Annotated in this window: 14 protein-coding genes; 3 read left to right on the top strand and 11 right to left on the bottom strand. The window is 71.8% G+C overall.

The annotated features are described in order from the left end of the window. Positions 1-343 precede the first annotated feature (343 nt). Positions 344-4177, top strand: coding sequence for a DUF4157 domain-containing protein (locus LG278_RS07805; RefSeq protein WP_404392577.1), 3834 nt, complete (start codon positions 344-346; stop codon positions 4175-4177). 103 nt (positions 4178-4280) lie between these two features. Here the strand turns inward: LG278_RS07805 and LG278_RS07800 are convergent, their stop codons facing one another. From LG278_RS07800 to LG278_RS07770, 7 genes are read right to left on the bottom strand one after another with little or no spacing between them, the layout of a single operon-like run. Beyond that, complete coding sequence (locus tag LG278_RS07800) at positions 4281-4808, bottom strand: pilus assembly protein TadG-related protein (RefSeq protein WP_404393575.1); 528 nt, start codon at positions 4806-4808, stop codon at positions 4281-4283. Then, the gene (locus tag LG278_RS07795) at positions 4808-5275 is read right to left on the bottom strand and encodes a pilus assembly protein (RefSeq protein ID WP_404392575.1); all 468 of its coding nucleotides are present in this window, start codon (positions 5273-5275) and stop codon (positions 4808-4810) included. The genes LG278_RS07800 and LG278_RS07795 overlap by 1 nt, the downstream gene beginning before the upstream one ends. Beyond that, complete coding sequence (locus LG278_RS07790; protein ID WP_404392573.1) at positions 5272-5724, bottom strand: TadE/TadG family type IV pilus assembly protein; 453 nt, start codon at positions 5722-5724, stop codon at positions 5272-5274. The genes LG278_RS07795 and LG278_RS07790 overlap by 4 nt, the downstream gene beginning before the upstream one ends. Further along, positions 5721-5936: a hypothetical protein gene (locus LG278_RS07785; RefSeq protein WP_404392571.1), complete on the bottom strand. Its 216-nt coding sequence runs from the start codon at positions 5934-5936 to the stop codon at positions 5721-5723. The genes LG278_RS07790 and LG278_RS07785 overlap by 4 nt, the downstream gene beginning before the upstream one ends. 48 nt (positions 5937-5984) lie before the next feature. Continuing rightward, the gene (locus tag LG278_RS07780) at positions 5985-6962 is read right to left on the bottom strand and encodes a type II secretion system F family protein (RefSeq protein ID WP_404392569.1); all 978 of its coding nucleotides are present in this window, start codon (positions 6960-6962) and stop codon (positions 5985-5987) included. Continuing rightward, on the bottom strand, positions 6959-7828 hold the full coding sequence (locus LG278_RS07775; RefSeq protein ID WP_404392567.1) for a type II secretion system F family protein: 870 nt from the start codon (positions 7826-7828) through the stop codon (positions 6959-6961). The genes LG278_RS07780 and LG278_RS07775 overlap by 4 nt, the downstream gene beginning before the upstream one ends. Then, positions 7825-9063 carry a CpaF family protein gene (locus tag LG278_RS07770; RefSeq protein ID WP_404392565.1) on the bottom strand — a complete coding sequence of 413 codons (1239 nt, stop codon included), beginning with the start codon at positions 9061-9063 and terminating at the stop codon, positions 7825-7827. The genes LG278_RS07775 and LG278_RS07770 overlap by 4 nt, the downstream gene beginning before the upstream one ends. 234 nt (positions 9064-9297) lie before the next feature. Between LG278_RS07770 and LG278_RS07765 the strand changes: the two genes are divergently transcribed. Continuing rightward, the gene (locus tag LG278_RS07765; RefSeq protein ID WP_404392563.1) at positions 9298-13761 is read left to right on the top strand and encodes an FtsK/SpoIIIE domain-containing protein; all 4464 of its coding nucleotides are present in this window, start codon (positions 9298-9300) and stop codon (positions 13759-13761) included. Positions 13762-13886: 125 nt separating this feature from the next. Then, on the top strand, positions 13887-14837 hold the full coding sequence (locus LG278_RS07760; RefSeq protein ID WP_404392561.1) for an acyl-CoA thioesterase: 951 nt from the start codon (positions 13887-13889) through the stop codon (positions 14835-14837). A 211-nt stretch (positions 14838-15048) separates the two neighbouring features. Here LG278_RS07760 and LG278_RS07755 read toward each other — a convergent pair whose 3' ends face one another. The 4 genes from LG278_RS07755 to LG278_RS07740 form a co-directional block, all read right to left on the bottom strand. Then, complete coding sequence (locus tag LG278_RS07755; protein ID WP_404392559.1) at positions 15049-16824, bottom strand: Dyp-type peroxidase; 1776 nt, start codon at positions 16822-16824, stop codon at positions 15049-15051. Continuing rightward, the gene (locus LG278_RS07750) at positions 16821-17762 is read right to left on the bottom strand and encodes a hypothetical protein (protein WP_404392557.1); all 942 of its coding nucleotides are present in this window, start codon (positions 17760-17762) and stop codon (positions 16821-16823) included. Before LG278_RS07750 ends, LG278_RS07755 begins: the two co-directional genes overlap by 4 nt. 10 nt (positions 17763-17772) lie before the next feature. Continuing rightward, positions 17773-18966: a glycosyltransferase gene (locus tag LG278_RS07745; RefSeq protein ID WP_404392555.1), complete on the bottom strand. Its 1194-nt coding sequence runs from the start codon at positions 18964-18966 to the stop codon at positions 17773-17775. A gap of 93 nt (positions 18967-19059) precedes the next feature. Then, complete coding sequence (locus LG278_RS07740) at positions 19060-19575, bottom strand: hypothetical protein (RefSeq protein WP_404392553.1); 516 nt, start codon at positions 19573-19575, stop codon at positions 19060-19062. Between the last annotated feature and the right edge of the window lie 129 nt (positions 19576-19704).

The raw sequence follows: 19704 nt of genomic DNA, 5'->3' as shown, positions 1-19704 counted from the left end.
TACGCCAATGACTGTAAAAGCGACGCTCTCGGGCACAGGGCGAATATGGGGAAATCCTTTGCCAAGTCTTTACGTTTCGGGCATGAGTCAAGAGTCGGTCAGGAAAACGACAAGTGGGACCGGTCCCGAGAGCCCGGTGCGAAACTGGCGACAGGGCTCCAGATCCACCGGTTCAGCCTGGCCAGCGCAGCCCGTCGACCCTCTGGTCCGGCTCGTCAGCGCGTGACCAGACCAGCCGGCGCGGTGCCGTGCTCACCGCCCCCGTCGTCTCCGCCCACGCGCCACTCAGCGCACTGCGACGAATCGGGGAGACGAAATGAGTTCTGCAGCAAGGGTTTCCGAGGTGTCGTCCGGCTCGGGCGAGCCTCTCGACGACATCACGCTCGGTCGGCTCCAGGCGATCCTGGGGGCGGACTTCTCGGCCGTGCGGGTGCATCGTGACGACGGCGCAGCGCGTCGCGTCGCCGCTGCCGACGCCCTGACCCTCGGGTCGCACATCTACCTGGCCCCCGGCGCCTGCTCGTCCGGAGACGCCGGCTTCCCACTCATGGCACACGAAGCGGTGCACGTGCTGCAGCAGGCGCGTCGGCGCGAGCTCGGTGCCGGCGCCTCGCCGGTGTCGCGCCGCCAGCGCCGGGCGTGGGAGCTGGAGGCGCGGGCGATCGCCGCCGCCGCGCTCTCGGGCGGACCGGTGCCGCTCATCGCGACCCATGTGGTTCCGCATCACTCGACCCTCGCGCAGGCGCACGGTTCTTTCGAGCACCGCGTCCTCGGAGACGTCTCGACGGCCGACCTCGTCGCCGTCAGCACGGGTGGCGGGTCACGGGCGGCAGTGCTCCAGGGCCAGCTCGCCCTGCTCGGCGCCTTCCGCTACGACCCCGACTCCGTCGACGAGGCCACGGTGGCGCACTACTGCCCGTGGATCCGCACCGTGCGGCTCGGTCCCGACAACGTGCTCGCGACCTACGGCGAGATCAACGCCCTGCCCGACTACCTCGCCAACGCCGTCGCCATCGAGTCGCTCGGCCACGACATCCTCCTGCCGGTCCTGCAGGTCATCCGCCAGGAGGGCTGGAACGCGCTGACAAGTCTGCTCACCGGCAGCCCGCCGCTGCCGCTCGTGGAGTTCGCCCAGGCTGCGTGTGCACCATGGCGCAACTCGATGGTCAACAACATCGTCGAGACGAGTGCACTCGACGCCCTGACGACGGGCCTCGGGCGCAACGGGGCGGACCACTACCAAGGGCTGCTGTCGCGCAACGCCTGCCACTTCGCGCCCTACTCGTGGTTCCGCTGGCAGTCGTCGCACATCATCGCGCGCGACCTGGCGACGGCTGCCCACCAGACCTCCGGTGACCAGCAGGCTCGGCTGATCGCGTCGGCCTGGGCGTGGGCGGGGTATGCCGACCACTTCCTGCAGGACTCCTTCGCCGCCGGGCACCTCGTCAACAAGACCCTCGTCATGCAGTGGTTCGTCGACTGGGTGACGAACGAGTCGCTGCCCGTGTCGGACTGGTCGTGGATCGCCGGCATGACGCCGTCGCTGCAGCCGGGGCTGTCGGCTCCCGGGCTCTACGTGCCTGGGGCCACCGGGCCCTCGAGCGACCCGCAGACCGTCGAGGAGCTCGTTACCGTCGGGGCCCGCACGGTCGGGTCGGGGGTCGTCCCCAGCGGTGCGAGCGGGTCGGCCGCCGTCTACCAGAACTACCTTGCCTTCCTCTCGAGTGCCGTCAGCCAGCTCGCGTCGGCCAACCTGCACGACTACTTCAACGACACCTCGGCCTGGGTGACCTCCGCCGCGCAGCCCACGCCCTACGAGGTGTGGGGCGACTACACGCTGCTGTCGGGGGCGAACGGGGGTGACGGGGTTGCGGCAACGAGCAGCACGGCCCAGCTCTCGCAGCAGTCCATGACCGAGATCCTCGCCGACGGCGGCACGTCGATCAGCCTCGACGACATCAGCAGCCACTTCCCGACGGGTGCCGGCGCGACGTCGTCGACGGTCACCGACATCGCCACCTTCGCCGCCTCGCTCCAGCCCAAGGCGATCAGCCAGTTCGAGAGCTTCTGGCCGACCCTCAAGACCGTGGTGCTGCGCCTCGGCAGCCCGCGCCTCGGCATCTCGTCGCGCGACCAGGACCTCGGGGACCGTTGGTATGCCAACCTGCCCGACACCGGCTTCACGATGAGCGAGACGCTCATGGTGGGCCAGCGCGTCTTCGCCGGGTCCAACGGGATCGTCTTCGAGCTCGACCCCGGGAGCGGACGCATCCTGCAGCATTCCACGGTCGCCCAGGCCGGCGGTGAGGTGCGGCTCGCCAGCGACGGCATACGCCTCTTTGCGGGTGTCAACGGCCACATGGTCGCCAGCCTGCTCGACAGCCTCACCGCCCCCACGTGGGTGGCCGACACCGGGCAGGGCGGGCTCGCCGTCAGCGTGCTCGTCGCCGGAGGCGTGGTCGCGGCGGGCTGCAACGGCTTCGTCTTCACCTTCGACCCCGGCTCGGGGCGGCAGCTGCAGAAGGGCCAGCTCAAGAGCTCGTGGAGCATCGGCGGCGACTACGACACCCGCCTCGCCACCGACGGGCAGAACCTCTATGCGGGGTCCCACGCCTACGTCTATGCCCGCGCGCTGGGCAACCTCGGCGCCGACCTCTTCACGCCGGTGGCGGTCCCGGCGAGCGCGTCGACCTACAACCCGGTCGACGTGCTGTGGGCCGGAGGGCTGTATGCCGCGTCGAACGGGTCCGTGGCCTCGATCGACGCGCAGGGGCGGTCGAGGCAGCAGGCTCTGCCCGGCTCCGGGGTGCTCACCTACCCCTGCCGGCTCGCGACCGACGGCACCAACCTCTACGTCGGCACCCACGGCTACGTCTATGCGGTGGCGCTGACGGACGTCACCCAGATCCGGTGGACGCAGCAGGCGCTGGGCGGGCTCACCGGCGGCATCTTCATGGTCAACGTCGCGACGACGGCCGGTCGGGTGCTCGCCGGCGCCAACGGCTTCGTCTACGACCTCGACCCCGGCACCGGGGCGATCCGCTCGAGCATCCTCTGCGCATCGGCGATCGGGGTGGGCGACTACGAGACCCGGCTCGCCACCGACGGGCGGTCGGTTTACGCCGGCACGCACGGCTACGTCTACGCCCTGTCGCTGCTGGCTGCCGCTCCCCCGACGCCGCTCGGCTCGATCGCCGTGGCCGTCGCCGCGCAGGGTGACCGGCACGCGACGAGCGTCGACCAGGTCGGCACCCTGTGGCACCGCATGCAGCCGGGCGGCACCGGCGCGTGGACGGGATGGGCCGACGTGTGCGGCTACATCGCCGGCGAGGGCAACCCCGACATCCGGCCCGTGACGCGCACCGCGGTCGCGACCTTCGCGAGCGGCGACCTCAACACCCTCGCGATCGATCCCGCGGGCCGGCTGTGGCACGCGGTGAGGTATGCCGCGGGCACCGGGTCGTGGTCGGCATGGGGTGACGTGCGGGGCACGATCGCGGGCGAGGGCGACCCCGACATCGGACCCGTGACGACGGCCGCGTGCACGACCACGCCGGGCGGCGAGCTCGTGGTGCTGGCGACCGACGCGCAGGACACGCCGTGGCTGACGGTGCGCAACGCCGACGGCACCTGGCAGCCGTGGACCAGTCTGGCTGCGGGCGTCGGGGGCGGTTCGCAACCCGCCGTCGGGCCGGTGCTCGAGGTCTCGCTCGGATGCGACGGGCAGGGCACCGTGCAGGCCCTCGCGACCTCGGCCGGGGCGCGACTCTTCCACGGCCTCGCGACGCTCTCGGCCGGCGTGTGGACGGGGTGGACCGGCTGGGCCGACGTGCGGGCCTTCATCGTCGCCGAGGGGCACCCCGACGTCGGACCGCTGCGCACCGTCGCCGGATCGGTCGACCCGAGCACGGGCACCCTGGACGTCGTCGTCACCGACGCGCAGGACGTCGCGTGGCACGCCCTGCGCACAGGCACCGCGTGGACGGCCTTCGGCAACATCGACGCGGTGATCGCGGGAGAGCGCAACCCCGCGCTCGGCCCGGTGTCGCAGGTCGCGTGCGGGGCGTCGTCGATCGGTGACCTCTCCCTCGTGGGTATCGACGAGGGTGGCAGTCCGTGGCTGACGACGCGGTCGGCGAGCACCGGCGCCTGGCTCCCCTGGGCTGTGCTGCCCTGACGGGCCACCGTTGGCAGAGGAGCACCAAGAGGGCGAGCCGGCGGTGATCGGCGGTGGTCGGCGGTGCTCGGTGCTGCGTGGTGCCGATCGGGTGGTGACCTCGTCAGCCCAGTGGCGCGCGAGCGCGGGAGGTGACGGTGATCGTCACGCTGCCGCCCAGCGACTGGAGGATCCAGCCACTCATCGGCAGCGTGGCGTCGCCCTGCAGGGTCACGACCGCCGTCGCCCCGTCGGTCGTGCCGGTCTGCGGCACGACCGACCACGCCGTGATGCCGGGCGGCCTCGGCACCCGGGCGAGGTGGCTGGCGGCTGCCTCTGCAACCGACTGGTCGGTGAGCGCGAGCGCGTCGAGGACGCCTGTCTCGTAGGCGGCCCGCTCATCGAGGGCATCGGCCGCATCCAGCGCGGCGGCGTCGGCGGCATCGAGCAGCTGCATCCGCGCCAGCTGCGCGGCCGTGACGTCGACGGCCCCTAGGATGAGCACCAGCACGAGGGAGAAGAGCCCGAGGATGAGGATGCCGATCTGCCCTTGCTCGCTGCGGTGCTCGCTCCTGGGCTCGCTTCCCTCCTCGCCCCGCGCCGATGCGCGGGCGCGGCACCCGGCGAGCCGGACGGCATACGGGAAGGGCATCACCGGGCCACGAACCGATCGACCGACGCGACGTGCGTCGAGCTGATCGTCACCGACGCGGGCACGTGGTCGGTGACGAAGTCGGGGATGAGCGGCAGCTGCACGACGATCGTGGCGGTGGAGGTCACGACGCCATCGGGGCGCAGGCACGGTGAGCCGTCGCAGGCCACCCCCAGGGTGGCGCCCTCGGTGAAGGCGAAGTCCTCGAAGGCGAGCGAGGCCGCCGACTGTGCCCGCCCCAGCGCCTCACCGTCGGAGCCGCCCGTCACGAACGCACGACCGGCTTCACGCCCGGCCAGCGATGCCGAGAACGACGCGGCCTGCAGGCGCGCGGCGGTGAGGACGAGGTAGACGAGCGGCAGGAGCAGCAGCACACTGAGGAAGATGAACTCGACGATCGCTCGCCCCTCGTCGAGGCGCGAGGAGAGGTGGGTGTGGCGCAGGCGGCGGGCGAGCCACGACGTCACGGGGTCACCGCCGTCACCTGTTGCTCGCTGAACGCTCGACCGCTCACGGTCAGGGCGCCCTCCGGGCCGAGCGGTCCGATGACCGGCAGGGGCGCCGACACGGTGACCTCGACGACCCGCACCCCGCCGGAGGTCGTGCGTGCCGCGGCGGACACGTCCTCGGCGAACGACGAGCTGAGGGACGAGGTGATGAGGGCCGCGGTGCGGGCGATGCCGTCGCCGGGGGACGCGTCGGCGCGGGCGCCGTAGCGGGCGCCCTCGGATGCCGCCGAGATCAAGGTGTTGCGCACGTAGAGGGCGAGCCCGAGCTGGAAGACTGCCAGGGTGATGACGAGCAGCAGCGCGGTCACCATCACGAACTCCGCTATGGCAGAGCCCTGCTCGACCTCGCTCGCACGCAAAGCCCGGACGGTGCGGCGCCACCGGGTGCGCAGTGCTCGGGGTCTCACGGCCCCTTGACGCTGGAGATCGCGTCACTGAACAGCGAGCTCAGCTGGGGTCCGGCGATCGCCCAGAGAGCCGTGACGAGGCCCGCCGTCATGATCGTGATGAGCACCCAGCCGGGCACGTCGCCCCGGTCGTCGCGCCCACCGAGGCGCCTGGCCAGCGCCATGAGGGCGGCGCGCTCGAGCCGGTGCTGAGCGGTGATGATGTACTTCATGATGTCTCCCTGTTGGTGAATTTGGCTGTGGATGAGGGTGCTTGGGCGTCAGATCTGGAAGCGGAGGAAGCTGATCCCGGGGTAGATGGCAAAGAGCACGGTGACGGGGAGGATGAGGAAGACGACGGGCACCATCATGAGGATCTCCTTCTTGCCTCCTTGCTCCATGAGGGTGCGGCGACTGTCCTCACGCACGTCCTGGGCCTGGGCCCGAAGCACCTCAGCGAGAGGCGTCCCTCGCTCGACGGCGACGACGATGCCGTCGACGAAGCGGCTGAGACTAATGAGCCCCGTCCGGTCTGCCAGTCCCTGCAGGGCTGTCGGCAGGTTCGCGCCGGCGCGGGCGTCGGCGAGGCAGAGCCTCAGCTCATCGGAGAGCTCGCCGCGCGACAGTCGGCACACCCGCTCGAGCGCGCCGATCGCCCCTTCGCCAGCGGACACGGCGAGGGCGAGCAGCTCTGCCACCGTGGGGAACTCGGTTAACATGCGGGCCTCGCGCCTGGCTGCCGATCTCGACAGGGCATAGTCGCGTCCGGTGATGCCACCGAGGACCCCGACGAGCACCAGGCCGACGAGCACGGGAGCGGAGAGGCTCGACTGCGCCACAGCGATGAGGCTGGTCAGCGCGAGCCCTGCCACTACACCGATCGCGCCCCAGAGCACCTGCTCGGCGCGGAAGCGGTCGACGTCGGCGAGCTGCCCTGCACGCTGCTGGCGTCGAGCGACGGAGGTGCTCCCCCCGAGGGCCCCACCGACCACGGCTCCGGCGGAGGCGATGTAGGGGTGGAGCATCTCGAGGAGCCCGAAGGGGCCACGCGCGGGCGGAGGCCCTGCCAGCAGCGAGGACGGTCTCGGGGTGTCGCGCAGGTAGGGCTCGAGCCGGTCGTCGAGGGTGGGCACCCGACTCATCGGCAGTCCCGCGCCGACAAGGGTGGCTCCGGCCAGCACCAGGACACCGAGACCGGCCCCGAGCCAGGACCAGCCCGAGTCGACGACAGCGCCGAGCCGTGAGACGAGGTCGTTCATCGCAGCACCCGCTCTTCGTCGGGCAGCCGCCCGACCCACACCATGACCCGATAGGCGACCACGCACAGTCCTGCTCCGACAGCGAGGATGACCCAGCCGGCAGGTGAGGAGTAGGCCGTGAGGGAGTTGCCCTTGAGCGCCAGCATCGCGAGGACGATCCACGGGGCGGCCACCGCGAGTCGGGCGGCGTTGACCGTCCAGCTCTGGCGCGTCTCCAGCTCGGCGCGGGTGCGGGCGTCCTCGCGCAGGAAGGCCGACAGGGTGCGGAGCAGGCGTCCGAGGTCGTTCCCTCCCACCTCGCGGGCGATCCGCAACGACTCGATGATTCGGTCGGCGACCGGATCGCTGAGGCGGTCCTTGAGCCGGTCGAGGCAGTCGTGGAAGCGGCCGGTCGCCCGGTAGTCCTGGGCGAAGGAGGCGAAGGCCGGTCGCAGCTCCTCGGGCCCACGCTCGGCAAGCTGCGACAGCGCTTCAGGCAGCGCCAGCCCGGCGCGCACGCCGGAGGTGATGTTGTCGACGACGTCGGGCCAGAGGTCGCGCAACTTCGCACGACGATCACGAGCACGCATACGCACCAGGGAGATCGGTGCCACAGCCGCCATCACGGAGAAGCACAGGGCGATCGGCACCACCTTGGTGAGAACCGCGAAGAGAAGGAAGGTGACGACGAAGAGCACGATCGAGCCAACGATGACGTTGCTCGGGCTGATCGAGGGGTAGCCGGCCTGGGTGAGGTGGTCGCGCAGCTCGGCTGTGAAGCCGCCTCGACTCACCGGCCGCTCACCCTCAGGCTGCGGCCAGAAGGACCAGTAGATGCAGAAGACACCGGCGCCGAGGAGCACTCCGATGATCAGAGGAGAGGTCATGGAGCCCCCTGGGCCAGCAGTGCGGCCACGTCATAGCCGGCGCGCTCGAAGGCCTCGCGGTGCGGAGGGAAACCATCGGCCCGCCGCAGCTGCCCCTGCCGGGTCACGAAGAGGTCGGCGATCTCGATGACGTCGCCCTCGGCGCGCCCCGGCACGGCGACGATCTCGCGCACCCGCCGCACCCCGTCACGCTCCAGAGCCACGTGGATCACGAGGTCCACCGCCGCGGCCACGGTCGGCACGACGAAGCGGCTCGACACGTTCTCGCCGGCGAGCAGCGGGAGGGTGCACATCTTGGTGACGGCCTCACGGGCACTGTTGGCATGGACCGTACAAATGCCGGGCACGCCGCTGTTGAGGGCGATGAGCAGGTCGAGGCTCTCCTCCTGACGCACCTCCCCCACGATGATGCGCGACGGGCGCATCCGCAGCGCCTCCTTGACCAGCCGGCGCAACGGCACCTCGCCGGTGCCCTCGAGGCTCGGCTGGCGACACTGCATCGCGGCGACGTCGCGCAGGGGGATCTTGAGCTCGAAGACCTCCTCGCAGGTGATGACGCGCTCACGCGGTGGGATGGCGGCCGCGAGGCAGTTGAGCAGGGTCGTCTTGCCTGCTTGAGTGCCGCCCGCCACCAGTACGTTGAGACCGCTCGCCACCGCCGCGTCGAGGAAGGTGGCAGCCTGCTTCGTCAGGGTGCCGAGACCCACGAGGTCGTCGAGATGGTCCGCCCGCACGACGAACTTGCGCATGTTGACCTGCCAGTGCGTCCGGCTGATGTCCGGGATGACGACGTGCAGACGGGAGCCGTCAGGCAGCGTGGCGTCGACGAAGGGGCTGCTCAGGTCGACCCGCCGCCCGCTGCTCTTCAGCATCCGCTCGACGAGGTCGCGCACGTCGTCGGCGGTGAGGATGGTGGGCGTCAGCTCGGCGACGCCGCCACGCGCGACGAAGATCTTGCCCGGCTCGTTGATCCAGATCTCCTCGACGGTCGGGTCGTCGAAGTACTGCTGCAACGGCCCGTAGCCCGCGACGACGGCAAGGATCGAGTGCACCGCCGATCGCATGTCGCCGAGAGCCGGCAGGCCTCCGTGGAGCGAGCGCTCGTCATAGTCCTGGACCGCGTCCTGGACGAGGCGGCGGACCTCGAGGGTGTTCCTCGTGGGGTCGATGCCCGAGCGTCGGATGAGCTCGCGGACCTCACCCTCGACGTGGCGCACGGCCTCCTGTGTCGACATCGGACCCCCTGACGGTCGGCTGGTGTGCCGGTCATCTTGCCCGCGAGCCGATGATCTGGCGCGTTCAAAACTAGAGCAGAACGGACCAATGCCCACGTTCCGGACTGAATCTGTGGATAACCACGCAGATCCCCGGCCTTGTGCACGCCTCCGGGGACCGCCTGTGGATGACGAACCACGTCCGCCCCGGGTTCTGCTGTCATCGGACATCGGACATCGAAGGGAGACCACGACGTGCACCTGCGCCTCAGCCTCATCGACAACCGACCCGACTCGGCCCCAGGGCCCATCGAGCTGCTCGTCGACGCGCCGCCCGGCTCCACCTTCGCCGACCTCCGGCCCGCGCTCCTCCAGCAGATCAAGCACGCCGACGACATCCTGACGTCCGATGACGTCGTGTTCGAGGTCGGCGGGCGTGCCCTCGCCGACGACGTCCCGCTCGGTGCACCGCCTCTGCTCCGAGGTGCCGCCGTCGTCGCAGCACCACGACACCGCTCCCGTATGCCGTCCGGCTCGGTCGGGCTCGCAGACCTCCTCGTCGTGGGCGGCCCCGGAGCAGGTCGCACGGTCTCGCTCGGTCGCGGCGATCACGTCGTCGGCCGCTCGATCTCGTGCTCGGTGCGGCTCGACGACTCGGACGTCTCACGGGCGCACTGCCTCGTCACGGTGCGTGACGGCGACATCAGCGTGCGCGACCTCCACCCCGCAAATCCTTCGCGCCTCGAGGGGGAGCCACTTCCTCCCGGTGGGGCGACACTCGGACCAGGCGATTACCTGCGGGTGGGGTCGACCACCCTGGTGCTGCGCCAGCGGTCGATGACGGGGGTGGGCCACGGCACGCGCGACGGACGGGTGCTCGTGCATGTGCGGCCCCGATTCGCACCTGCTGGCGGCTCCGTCGAGATCCACACCCCCGAGGAGCCGAAACGTCCGGACGGGCACCGCCTGCCGTTGCTTGCGTCCCTCGCACCTCTGGTGCTGTCCGGCGCCCTGGCCTTGGCGATGCGCTCACCCATCATGCTGCTCTTCGCGTTGATGTCGCCGGTGATCCTCATCGGTCAGTGGTGGAGCGACCGGCGCCACGGACGGTTGTCCTACCGGCGGATGCTGAGACAGCACGCCGACAGCCTCGAGGCCGGCGCGAGCCAGCTGAGCGAAGCCCTCAGGACGGAGACGCGTCAGCGCAGGGCCGAGCACCCCGACCTCTGCCTCCTCCTCGAGCTGGTCGACCGACGCGGCCCACGCCTCTGGGAGCGCCAGCCCAGCGACGGCGACTGGTTCGTGCTGCGACTCGGCACGGCCACGCAGCCCGCTCGGATCGTGCGCACGGGCGCCTCGACGGGCGAGCACCCCGTCGTGGCAGAGGTGCCCGCGCTCGTCGACCTGCGTCACACCTCGGTGCTCGGCATCGCCGGCCCACGACCAGCCTCGCTCGCCGTCGCCAGGAGCCTGACGGCGCAGGTTGCAGCGTGGCACTCGCCCCGGCGTGCACGCATCGTGCTCCTCACCGGATCCGACGTGCCGACCCGCGACTGGGACTCGACGCGTCTGCTCCCCCACCTGCTCACGACGCAGACGGGTGAGATCACCTGCGAGGCACGCACCCTCGACCCCCATGGCCTCGCTCTGGTCGTCTCGTCGTTGCGCGCGCTCGTCGACGAGCGGGCGGCCGGCGCTGGCTCGCAGCTCGACACGCGCGAGCATCGTCAGGCGGGGCCGGTCACCGACGTGCTCGTGGTGCTCGACGGTGCTCGCGAGCTGCGCGCAGTCACGGGCGTCGCCGATCTGCTGAGACTCGGTCCCGCTCAGGGGTTGGCGTTTCTCTGCCTCGAGCACGACCGCTCCTCGCTTCCGCTCGAGACCGTCGCCGTGGTCGAGCTGGCGGACCGGGGCGTCGGCGCCTGCCTCACCCTGCCCGATCGGGTGGTCGAGGACGTCGCCCCTGACCTGCCTGACCCGAGCTGGATCCAGCAGCTTGCGCGCGGACTCGCGCCGCTGTGCGATGCGACGCCGGACACCGACGAGGGTGCGCTAGCGCCCCGCGTCGGGTTCCGCGAGCTGCACCGGTCCCGGGGCCTCGACCCGCTCGACGCAGATGCCCTCGCGGACGCGTGGGCACGGCCGGCCGGCGCACCGCGTGCCCTGCTGGGGCTCACCGCCTCGGGGCCGCACGAGGTCGACCTCGCCCGCGATGGGCCGCACGCGCTCGTGGGCGGCACCACCGGCTCGGGCAAGTCCGAGCTGCTCCAGGCTCTCGTCGCCGGCCTCGCGGCGACTCACCGACCGGATGACCTGGGCTTCGTCCTGGTGGACTACAAGGGCGGCGCGGCCTTCAGCGAGTGCGCCCGCCTCCCTCACACTCTCGGTCTCGTCACCGACCTCGACGAGCACCTCACCTCTCGCGCCCTGGCCTCGCTCACCGCCGAGCTGCGCCGGCGCGAGCGCATCCTTGCCGAGGCCGGTGCGAAGGATCTCGACACCTATCGCCTCCTGCGCGGCAGCTCGCACTCCGCGTGGCCACGGCTTGCTCGACTCGTGATCGTCGTCGACGAGTTCAAGCTGCTGGCCGACGAGCTGCCTGACTTCGTCAGTGGCCTCGTGCGCATCGCTGCCACGGGCCGCTCCCTCGGTGTCCACCTCGTGCTCGCCACCCAGCGGCCGTCGGGCATCATCACCGGTGACATGAGGGCCAACGTGTCGCTCCGCATCTGCCTTCGAGTTCGCGACCGCGCCGACAGCGACGACGTCATCGACGACTCCGGGGCTGCGGGCCTGAGCGAGGCTTCGCCGGGACGCGCCTACCTGCGTGCCGGCGACGGCCAGCTCGTCGTCCTCCAGACCGCCCATGTCGGCGGTCCCGCCGACACACCCGCAGCCGCGGAGGGAGTCAGCGTGATGGTGCTCGCCGGAGATGGCTCCCTTCCCGCTGCGAAGCGCCCGCGCGCCGAGCGGGACGAGAACCCTCCCCAGGCGGCACCGGTCGTCGCGACAGAGCTCGCAGCCTTCGTCGACGCAGCCCGTCGAGCCGCGACCGCAGGGCGGATCGTGACACCGACCTCGCCCTGGCTGCCACCACTGCCGGACTGGATCGGCGTCGACGAGCTCGCCACCCTCGACCCCACGGCTGCACCACCCAGATCCGCCGGCACCGCCGTTCCGCGGCACCGCCTTGACGCCTCGTCACCCGGTGGTGTGCCGTTCGGCCTCGTCGACCTCCCGGGCGAGCAGCGACAGGAGGTCGCACGGTGGGATCCGGCATGCGACGGCCACCTGGGCGTCATCGGTGGATCCCGTTCTGGCAGAACCACGTTCGTTCGCACCCTGGTCACCGGCATCACTCAGCGTCATGCACTGAGCGAGCTCCACGTCCACGTGCTCGCAAGCACCCCGGGGCTGCTCACCGACCTTTCGGCGCTCCCCCACGTCGGCACAATCGTCGACCCCGGCGACCCGACCCTTCTGCGTCGAGTCGTCGAACGACTGGCCGAGCAGGTCCTCGGCGCTCCACCCGAAGGAGCCTCCCCCGACCTCACCGTCCTCGTGGTCGACGGTTGGGAGGCGGTGGACGACGCGCTGAGCGAGGCGGTCGGACCGGGCACTGACTCCCTCCTGCGCCTCATCCGCGATGGGGCGACCCGCGGGCTCCGAGCCGTCGTCACCGGCGGTCGCACGGTCGGATCGGGCCGGCTGTCCAGCCTCCTCGACCGTCGCCTCGTGCTGCCGATGCCCGACCCCCTGGACCTCACCCTGGTCGGTCTCGAGCCGGCCGCGGCTCGACTCCGGCGGGGTCCCGGCCGCGCCGTCGATCTCACCGACGGCACGGAGCTGCACATTGCCACGATGGGCTCAGGACCGACCCACGCCGAGCAGATCGCAGCGGTGCAGCGCGCAGCAACCGCCAGGGGCTCGTTGTCGACCGTTCCAGCAGAACAACGACCGTGGCGCATCGTCCCCCTGCCGTCCGAGCTCGACCTGGGGACCCTCATCGCGGGCGCGCGCCGGCCAGGAGCGACCCTCGCCACCCGAAACGGTCGGCCGACGGTGTGCCTGGGCGTGGGCGGTGACGCCGCAACGCCGATCTGCATCGACCTCGCGATGGAGGCCTCTCGCCTCCTCGTCGTCGGGCCGCCGAGGTCGGGCCGCTCCAACGTCCTGGAGGTGCTGGCCCGGCAGCTCATCGAGAGCCACCGCCAGGTCGCCATCGTCGCGAACCGCCGCTCCCCGCTGCACGCCCTCTCCGCCGAGCGGGGGGTGCACCTGCTCGCCCGCGAGGACGACCGCCGGTTCGTCGACCTTCGACGAGCCCACCCCGATCTCGCCGCGCTCGTCGACGATGCAGAGTCGCTCGAGGGCAGCGACCTCGAGCGGGCTCTCGTCGAGTGCTCAGACCTCGTCGATGACTCCGGTGGCCTCGTCTGGGCCGTCTCCGACACGGCACGGGCCAACGCTGCCTTCCGCGGCCTGGTCCCCGCGCTGGCTCGCCACGGCGACGGCCTGGTGCTCTGCCCCGCAGGACCCACCGACGGGGACTGTCTGCATGCCCGCCCGGAGCGGGTGGGCCGCGCGGCCCCCGGCCGCGGCAGCCTCGTCCTCCACTCCCGCTGCCTCCCGATCCAGGTGGCACGGGCCCAGTCCTCGAGCGCGCCTGATGCTGGTGCCGTCGGGCCGCACCCCGGGCCAGACCTGCGTTCGGCATGACCACCCGGCCATGGGGCGTGCAGGCTCGACTGTGACCTGCGCTCCACTTCGTCGTGGTGGCTTGGCGACCCGTCAGTAGGCTGCGACGCTCGCTCCACCCCTGCCGCCCCGACCGAGGAGCCCGTATGCCGCGTGGTGCCCGAGAGATCACCCTGCGCTTCCTGGCCGGTCCCACCGACGCGGGCTACTCCGGCACCGTCGGCGGCGGCCGCGTGCTCGAATGGATCGACAAGGCTGGCTATGCGGCAGCCGCGGGCTGGAGCGGCACCTACTGCGTCACGGCCTACGTCGGCAACGTGCGCTTCACCCGCCCCGTCGAGGTGGGCGACCTCGTCGAGGCTCGCGCCCAGATCATCCACACCGGCACCTCGAGCATGCACATCCTCGTGACCGTCTCGGCCGGCAACCCGCGTCACCCCGACCTGCTGCCGACCACCGAGTGCCTCATGGTCTTCGTCGCCGTCGGTGCCGACGGTCGTCCGACCCCCGTGCCGGTCTTCGAGCCTCAGACCGATCAGGACCGCGCCTGGCAGGAGAGCGCCCTGCGCCGGATCGACCTGCGCTCCGAGATCGCCACCGCGATGGCGGCCCAGACCTACAGCGACGCCGGCACGGCGCCGCGGACCGTGCTGCGCTTCCTCGCGGCCCCCACCGACGTCAACTGGGGCGGCAAGGTGCACGGTGGCATAGTCATGCGGTGGATCGACGAGGCGGCCCATGTGCTCGCGACCGGCTGGACGGGCAGCGCCGCCAACGTCGCCGTCTACTCCGGCGGGGTGCGCTTCTACCGTCCGCTGCGCATCGGGCACCTGGTCGAGGTCGAGGCCCGCCTGCTGCTCACCGGCACGTCCAGCATGCACATCAGCGTGCACGTGCGCTCCGGCGACCCGGCCACCGGCGAGCTCGACCTGACGACGCACTCGCTCATCGTCTTCGTGCCGCTCGACGACGACGGCAACGCCGTGCCGACCCCGACCTGGGAGCCGGTGTCCGAGGAGGACATCGCCCTGCGCGACCACGCCCTCGGGCTCGTCGCTCTGCGCCACCAGATCGACGCCGAGCGCCACGTCCCCTGACACCCACGTCGAGAAGTGGGCACTCGACGCAGGACCGGTCCAGTGCCCCGTTTCCTCCCGTCGAGAAGTGGGCACTCGACGCACGACCGGTCCAGTGCCCCGTCTCCTCCCGTCGAGCAGTGGGCACTCGACGCAGGACCGGTCGAGTGCCCAGTTTCCCCCGGGCGGTCTCAGCCCGTCGAGAAGTGGGCACTCGACGTGGTGGGGGGCGTCAGCCGGAAGCGAGGATGCCGTCGACGGCGGAGATGGGCGGCGCGAAGAAGTAGCCGCCACCGGTCGGCGTCACGAAGTCGGTGTCGAGCCGGAGCGGCACGTCCCCGTCGGCACCGGGCCACAGCACCTCGCGCACCCGGCTGCCCGCCCGGTCGACCTGACCGATCACGGGGTCGACCCCGCCGGCGTTGGGCTGGTCGGTCGAGTTGGCCCAGCGCCGTGAGACGAACTCGAACTGGTCCTCGATCGAGCCCATGCACGCCACGAAGAGCAGCCCCCGCTCCGCCTCGACGAGCTCGGGCGGTGGATCCGTCACCCCGACGAGCGCGGGGCCGTAGGGGATGCCGCGCCGGAGCATGAGGCGCGTCAACGTGTCGGCCGGTGCGCCGAAGTCCGTCGCGCTGTCGCGGGGGTTGACCTTGCGGATGTGCGCGGCGTGCGGGCAGACCCGGGCGAGCACGTCGGCCGCGGCTGCGCGGTGGGTGTCGCCGGCATACCCCTCGATCGGCACGAGCGACGACGGTCGGGTGTCGTCCTGGTAGAGGAAGTGGTTGCTCGCGAAGTCGTCGCCCGCGAGCACCGGGTCGTCGGCACGGGGTGACCTCATGACGGGCGCCCCCGTGGGCCAGCGGCCGACGAGCGCCGACGCGAACGCGACGGGCTCGACACCGAGCGCCTCCGCCGCCGACCCCATCCAGTCCCAGAAGCCGACGACGTCCTGGGCGAGGCGGCGCACGACGACGTAGGACCCGAGCCGCGCCCACTCCGGGTGCGTCGTGGCGCCGGGTGCCGCGACCCGGGGGTCCTGCGGATCCTGCCGCGGCTCGCCGAGGAGGAACTGCCCCGGCCACACGAGCGGCTGGCCCGGCTTGGCGAAGAGCGCAGCGTGGGGGTCGTCGTCGGCGAGGTAGCGCGGGGTGATCTCGTCGCCGGGCACGGTCGAGCGGGCGCCGCGGATGCCGGGCTGTGAGATGCCGTCCTTGAAGCCGAAGTGCTCTCGGCCCGCAAGGGCGCCCGGAAGGTTGTCGCCCCGCTGGCTCAGCAGGACCGACAGACCGTGCTGCTCCGCCGCCGTGACGACGGCTGTCACGGCCGCGTCGAGGTCGTCGAGGTCGTCGGCCGCGACGGTGACGAACACGTCGGCCTCGTTCTGCGGGCCCCCGACGACCCAGTGGTCGCGGTGCCCCGGGTGCGTCGGGTCGGTGGGGTCACCGAGATACGTCGAGCGGGCGGCCAGACCCTGACGGAAGCTCTCGTCACCGAGGCGCGACGCGTCGTCCGACCCCACCAGCAGCGCAATCGCTCTGTGAGAGAACGCAACCGAGAGCCACGTCGCCGTCAGCTCGGGCACCCGCGACCCCGTCGCCGACAGCCCCGGGTCGTGCACGCCCTGCCGCAGGCGCGCCGCGCGGAACGCCCGGCGGAAGTCGAGCACCTCGTTCATCGTCGACAGGCGCGGTGCCAGCCAGCGCAGCCAGGCGCGGGCGCGGTCGACGTCGCCCAGCCGCAGGAAGAGCAGCTGCTGGTGGTCCTTGTTGAAGCCCGGCACGACCGCGCCCTGGATCTCGTTGCCCGCCGCCCGTCCATAGACCGGCTCGCCGAGCGGCGTCGTCTGCGGCGCGCCGCGCCCATGCTCCTGCCCCCTCGGCACCGGCGCCGCGGAAGCGTCCGGCGCTACCGGCACCTCCACGCCCGCCGGCACCTCCACGCCCGCCAGCAGGTCAGCGCCGGCAGCGCCGAGCCCGGCCAGGACCTCAGCCGTCGCCCGCCTCACCGTCTGCTCCGTCCGACGAGCCCGTGCGCGCTCACGGTGACGTGCTCGGCGATCTGGCCACCGAACTCGATCGGGCGACCCCCGATGCAGATGTCACCGACCGCGAAACCCTCCGAGGGCGGCACCTCGTAGACCACCCGCAGGGCTGCACCCGGCTCCCCGCGCACGACCGTCCAGTAGCTGCCCACCGGCGTGCCGTCAGGCCTCTCCCACCCGGTGTCGTCCCAGCCCGCGATGAACAGGCCCGGCGTCTCGTCGGTCGACACGGCATACCCCCTGCGGCTCAGCGCCCAGATGTCGAGGTTGAGCCGGGCGTCGGCCCCCGTCTGTCGTCTGTAGGGCAGCGCGTCGTAGCCGTCGAGCGCGCGGCGCGTCGGCTCCACCTCCTGCGACACCCCGAGCAGGTCACGCAGCGAGTTGATGCGCATGACGAAGTGGACGATGCCGTCGGTCGTGTTCCACCGGTTGCGGGGGTCGTATGCCGTGCCGCCCGGGAAGAGGTCGCGCTCCGTCACGTCGGGGCTCACGAGCTCGCGGTAGAGCGCCAGCACCCGTCGACGGTCGGTGGCTGCGAGTGCCTTCCAGTACTCCGGCGTCTCGGTGGTGAAGGTGACCCGGGTGATCGTGTCGCCCGCCCGCTCGACGTGCCACTCGAGGTACTCGATCTGCACGTCGCGGCTCTCCCCGGCCACCCACGCAGCTCGCCGGTCGTCGCGGTGCTCGACGAGCAGGGGCCGTGGGAAGCCGGTCCACGTGTAGAGCCGCTTCCCGATCACGTCGACGTCGCGCCTGCTCGGGTCGACATAGCGGCCCGGCCCGCTCACCGCGGTGCTCGTGGCGATGATGCGCTCGACGGTGCGGTGCCACTCGTCATAGAAGCGGGAGCCGGTCGGGACGTCGCGCACCCGACCCGGGGTGTCGAACCGCAGGAGCGCCATGGTGACGAGGCTAGCGGCTCGTGGCGAGTCCTTCGATGGTTTCCACGATCTCGGAAACCTCTGGCAGAGAGGCGATCTCGTCGGCCATCGCTGTGGCGGCGGTCCGCATGCCAGCATCGGTCAGCACCCGGCTCACGGCATCGGCCAGACCCTCCGTCGCGTCCTGCCGACCATCCAGCCGTATGCTGGCGCCGACCTGCGCGACGCGCGTCGCGTTGGTCTCCTGGTCGGAGGCGAAGAGCGGCACGACGACCTGGGGCACCCCGGCAGCGAGCGCCGCCATCGTCGTGCCGAAGCCGCCGTGCCCCACCATGGCCGACGCGAGGGGCATGACGTCGTCCTGCGGCCACCACTGCTCGACATGGGCGTTGTCGGGCCAGGGGCGCAGCGACTCGGGGTCGCCCGCGTGCCCGGTCGTGAGCAGCACCCGCACCGGCAGGTCGGCCAGCGACCGCAGCGAGCGCTCGAAGACGACGCTCAGCACGTCGAAGCCGCCGGTGACCGAGCCGAACGTCACGTAGACGAGCGGCTCGTCGGCCGCGCCCCACGCCCCAGGCAGCGAGCCCGAGCGCCCCCGGCCCTGCGCATACCGATAACGGAAGACTGCCGAGGGTCGCTGTGCGGCAACGTCGCCGGGCGGCGCCTCTCCACGTCCATCGAGGCTGGCTGGCACGGACGTCAGCACCGGCGCCGTCGCCATCGCGCCCGTGCACGTGCCCGGCGCGAGCCCGACGATCTCGTCGAGCTCACCCAACGGCTCGACGAGTGCGGAGGTCGCCCAGGGCTGCAGGTTGCCGATGCCGATCGCCACCTCGGCGTGCGGCACGCCCGCGCGCTCCGCGGCCGCGAGGGAGCCGAACTCGCACGGGTCGCGCAGCACGACGTCGGGCCGCCATGCCTCGACCAGCTCGTTCACCCGCGGGAACGCCGCCCGGGCGTCGAGACGGCCGAAGACGTCGCTGATCACGGTGCGGTTGGCCTCTTCCGTCGACAGGGACGGCAGCCTCCCGAAGACCGGACCGATCACCTCCGGTGGCACGTCGTCGAAGGGGGCGTGCGTCAGACCAGCACGCTCCACGTGCCCGGCAAAGGACTCGGGGGCGGCGACGCGCACCTCGTGACCGGCGGCCGCGCACGCCTGCGCCAGGGGGATCATCGGTCCGAAGTGGCCCGTGCCGGCCGTCGTCGCGCAGAGCACCCGCATCGACCCACTGTCCCACCGGCGCGCAGCGGCCGGAGCGGATTCAGCAGAGTGGGCGAGGCCTGCGCACCCCCGCGGGGAGGGCATCTCGGCGCGTCAGTTGATGGAGCAGCTCCTCGCGCCGACCGAGACGAAGGCGGCCGACGTCTCATCCGCCACGGTGGCGGCGAGATCGACCGCGTCGACGATGCCCTGGAGCTGTGGCATGGATGCCGTTGCGGGGTCGACCTGCTCGAGCAGCGTCGCCGCCGTGGCCCACGCTGCGTCGAGGCGCTCTGTGGCAGCGAGCGCCGCGTCGACCTTGGCGAGATCGGCGGAGTCGGTGGGCGGGGCGATCGCCCGGATGCGTCCGACCATCCCGCGGTAGACGTTGGAGGCGTCGTCGAGCGCCGCCACGGCCGGAGCGACGCCGGCGCCCTCGGAGAAGGCCGCCTCGATGCGATCGGTCGCATCGCGATAGCCCGCCACGAGCTCACCGCGATACTGCTCGCAGACCGCAGTGGCCTCGCGCGCCCAGGCATCCAAGGAGCGCTCCTGAGTGCGGGGCCAGACCGTGAAGTAGATGCCGACGACCGCGCTGACGATGGCGACGAGGCTCCCCGTCACTGCCATCCAGACGGGCACCTTGCGCTCGCGCCCGACGCTGCCGGTCTGTCCTGACGTCCCTGGTGCCTGCTGCCCGTCATCTCACGCCTCCCCGCGTGAGCCCCCGGCCCGGCGTCGGAGCACCGGCGCGGATCT

It is taken from the genome of Humibacillus xanthopallidus (assembly GCF_044793955.1).
Taxonomy (GTDB): Bacteria; Actinomycetota; Actinomycetes; order Actinomycetales; family Dermatophilaceae; genus Humibacillus; species Humibacillus xanthopallidus_C.
The sequence above is the reverse complement of the archived record's forward strand: the minus strand, read 5'-3'. Positions and strand labels throughout refer to the sequence as shown.

Excerpts from the sequence above, each read along its gene's own strand:
- LG278_RS07760 (WP_404392561.1), top strand. The coding sequence starts at position 13,887 with ATGCCGCGTGGTGCCCGAGAGATCACCCTGCGCTTCCTGGCCGGTCCC.
- LG278_RS07785 (WP_404392571.1), bottom strand. The coding sequence starts at position 5,936 with ATGAAGTACATCATCACCGCTCAGCACCGGCTCGAGCGCGCCGCCCTC.
- LG278_RS07740 (WP_404392553.1), bottom strand. The coding sequence starts at position 19,575 with ATGGCAGTGACGGGGAGCCTCGTCGCCATCGTCAGCGCGGTCGTCGGC.
- LG278_RS07800 (WP_404393575.1), bottom strand. The coding sequence starts at position 4,808 with ATGCCCTTCCCGTATGCCGTCCGGCTCGCCGGGTGCCGCGCCCGCGCA.
- LG278_RS07745 (WP_404392555.1), bottom strand. The coding sequence starts at position 18,966 with ATGCGGGTGCTCTGCGCGACGACGGCCGGCACGGGCCACTTCGGACCG.
- LG278_RS07770 (WP_404392565.1), bottom strand. The coding sequence starts at position 9,063 with ATGTCGACACAGGAGGCCGTGCGCCACGTCGAGGGTGAGGTCCGCGAG.
- LG278_RS07750 (WP_404392557.1), bottom strand. The coding sequence starts at position 17,762 with ATGGCGCTCCTGCGGTTCGACACCCCGGGTCGGGTGCGCGACGTCCCG.
- LG278_RS07775 (WP_404392567.1), bottom strand. The coding sequence starts at position 7,828 with ATGACCTCTCCTCTGATCATCGGAGTGCTCCTCGGCGCCGGTGTCTTC.
- LG278_RS07780 (WP_404392569.1), bottom strand. The coding sequence starts at position 6,962 with ATGAACGACCTCGTCTCACGGCTCGGCGCTGTCGTCGACTCGGGCTGG.